The 3,398-nt window shown below is 57.1% G+C and carries 1 rRNA gene; it reads right to left on the bottom strand.

Annotation, left to right across the window (positions count from 1 at the left end):
- Window positions 1–40: 40 nt before the first annotated feature.
- A 23S ribosomal RNA gene (locus tag DT019_RS38905) occupies window positions 41–3,164 on the bottom strand.
- Window positions 3,165–3,398: the final 234 nt, after the last annotated feature.

The raw sequence follows: 3,398 nt of genomic DNA on the forward strand, positions 1-3,398 counted from the left end.
GTTCGTTGCTTCAGAACAAACACAGTGGACGCGAGCAACTGAGGACAAGCCCTCGGCCTATTAGTACCAGTCAGCTCCACCCGTTACCGGGCTTCCACATCTGGCCTATCAACCCAGTCGTCTACTGGGAGCCTTACCCTCTCAAGGAGGTGGGAACACTCATCTCGAAGCAGGCTTCCCGCTTAGATGCTTTCAGCGGTTATCCTTTCCGAACGTAGCCAACCAGCCATGCCCTTGGCAGAACAACTGGCACACCAGAGGTTCGTCCGTCCCGGTCCTCTCGTACTAGGGACAGCCCTTCTCAATGTTCCTGCGCGCGCAGCGGATAGGGACCGAACTGTCTCACGACGTTCTAAACCCAGCTCGCGTACCGCTTTAATGGGCGAACAGCCCAACCCTTGGGACCGACTCCAGCCCCAGGATGCGACGAGCCGACATCGAGGTGCCAAACCATCCCGTCGATATGGACTCTTGGGGAAGATCAGCCTGTTATCCCCGGGGTACCTTTTATCCGTTGAGCGACGGCGCTTCCACAAGCCACCGCCGGATCACTAGTCCCGACTTTCGTCCCTGCTCGACCCGTCGGTCTCACAGTCAAGCTCCCTTGTGCACTTACACTCAACACCTGATTGCCAACCAGGCTGAGGGAACCTTTGGGCGCCTCCGTTACTCTTTAGGAGGCAACCGCCCCAGTTAAACTACCCATCAGACACTGTCCCTGATCCGGATCACGGACCGAGGTTAGACATCCAGCACGACCAGAGTGGTATTTCAACGACGACTCCACAACCACTGGCGTGGCCGCTTCACAGTCTCCCACCTATCCTACACAAGCCGAACCGAACACCAATATCAAACTGTAGTAAAGGTCCCGGGGTCTTTCCGTCCTGCTGCGCGAAACGAGCATCTTTACTCGTAGTGCAATTTCACCGGGCCTATGGTTGAGACAGTCGAGAAGTCGTTACGCCATTCGTGCAGGTCGGAACTTACCCGACAAGGAATTTCGCTACCTTAGGATGGTTATAGTTACCACCGCCGTTTACTGGCGCTTAAGTTCTCAGCTTCGCCACACCGAAATGTGACTAACCGGTCCCCTTAACGTTCCAGCACCGGGCAGGCGTCAGTCCGTATACATCGCCTTACGGCTTCGCACGGACCTGTGTTTTTAGTAAACAGTCGCTTCTCGCTGGTCTCTGCGGCCACCCCCAGCTCACCGAGTAAATCGGATCACCAGTTGTGGCCCCCCTTCTCCCGAAGTTACGGGGGCATTTTGCCGAGTTCCTTAACCATAGTTCACCCGAACGCCTCGGTATTCTCTACCTGACCACCTGAGTCGGTTTAGGGTACGGGCCGCCATGAAACTCGCTAGAGGCTTTTCTCGACAGCATAGGATCATCCACTTCACCACAATCGGCTCGGCATCAGGTCTCAGACTATGTGTTGTCCGGATTTGCCTAGACAACGTCCTACACCCTTACCCCGGGACAACCACCGCCCGGGCTGGACTACCTTCCTGCGTCACCCCATCGCTTACCTACTACCACCTTGGGTCAGCGGCTCCACCACTTTCCTTTCCCCGAAGGGTCCGGAACGGCTTCACGGCCTTAGCATTAATGGGCTCGATACTGGGCGTTTCAAAGCGGGTACCGGAATATCAACCGGTTGTCCATCGACTACGCCTGTCGGCCTCGCCTTAGGTCCCGACTTACCCTGGGCAGATCAGCTTGACCCAGGAACCCTTAGTCAATCGGCGCACACGTTTCTCACGTGTGTATCGCTACTCATGCCTGCATTCTCACTCGTGAACCGTCCACCACTAGCTTCCGCTGCAGCTTCACCCGGCACACGACGCTCCCCTACCCATCCCAGCCCCCGTTGGGGGTACATGCTGGAATGACACGACTTCGGCGGTACGCTTGAGCCCCGCTACATTGTCGGCGCGGAATCACTTGACCAGTGAGCTATTACGCACTCTTTCAAGGGTGGCTGCTTCTAAGCCAACCTCCTGGTTGTCTCTGCGACTCCACATCCTTTCCCACTTAGCGTACGCTTAGGGGCCTTAGTCGATGCTCTGGGCTGTTTCCCTCTCGACCATGGAGCTTATCCCCCACAGTCTCACTGCCGCGCTCTCACTTACCGGCATTCGGAGTTTGGCTAAGGTCAGTAACCCGGTAGGGCCCATCGCCTATCCAGTGCTCTACCTCCGGCAAGAAACACACGACGCTGCACCTAAATGCATTTCGGGGAGAACCAGCTATCACGGAGTTTGATTGGCCTTTCACCCCTAACCACAGGTCATCCCCCAGGTTTTCAACCCTGGTGGGTTCGGTCCTCCACGACCTCTTACAGCCGCTTCAACCTGCCCATGGCTAGATCACTCCGCTTCGGGTCTAGAGCGTGCAACTCAAACGCCCTGTTCGGACTCGCTTTCGCTACGGCTTCCCCACACGGGTTAACCTCGCTACACACCGCTAACTCGCAGGCTCATTCTTCAAAAGGCACGCAGTCACGACTGACAGCACAAGTGCTGCCAGCGACGCTCCCACGGCTTGTAGGCACACGGTTTCAGGTACTATTTCACTCCGCTCCCGCGGTACTTTTCACCATTCCCTCACGGTACTATCCGCTATCGGTCACCAGGGAATATTTAGGCTTAGCGGGTGGTCCCGCCAGATTCACACGGGATTTCTCGGGCCCCGTGCTACTTGGGTGTCTCTCAAACGAGCCGTCAATGTTTCAGCTACGGGGGTCTTACCCTCTACGCCGGACCTTTCGCATGTCCTTCGCCTACATCAACGGTTTCTGACTCGTCCTGCCGCCGGCAGACGACAGAAGAGAGATCCCACAACCCCGCATGCGCAACCCCTGCCGGGTATCACACGCATACGGTTTGGCCTCATCCGGTTTCGCTCGCCACTACTCCCGGAATCACGGTTGTTTTCTCTTCCTGAGGGTACTGAGATGTTTCACTTCCCCTCGTTCCCTCCACATACCCTATGTGTTCAGGTATGGGTGACAGCCCATGACGACTGCCGGGTTTCCCCATTCGGAAACCCCCGGATCAAAGCCTGGTTGACGGCTCCCCGGGGACTATCGTGGCCTCCCACGTCCTTCATCGGTTCCTGGTGCCAAGGCATCCACCGTGCGCCCTTAAAAACTTGGCCACAGATGCTCGCGTCCACTGTGCAGTTCTCAAACAACGACCAGCCACCCACCACCCCCACCTCGCGGCAGAGTTCACTGGGGCCGGCGACCGAAGACCAACAGGCTTTCGCCCGTGCCTTCAGACACCCAACAGCGTGCCCGACCCGACCCGTCCAGATACTGTGTTCCACGCCGAAGCAGTACTGACAGTCCCAAACCGATCGTGCCGAATAGTCAACGTTCCACCCATGAGC

Origin of the sequence: Streptomyces sp. SDr-06 (genome assembly GCF_003324565.1) — a bacterium.
Lineage (GTDB): Bacteria > Actinomycetota > Actinomycetes > Streptomycetales > Streptomycetaceae > Streptomyces.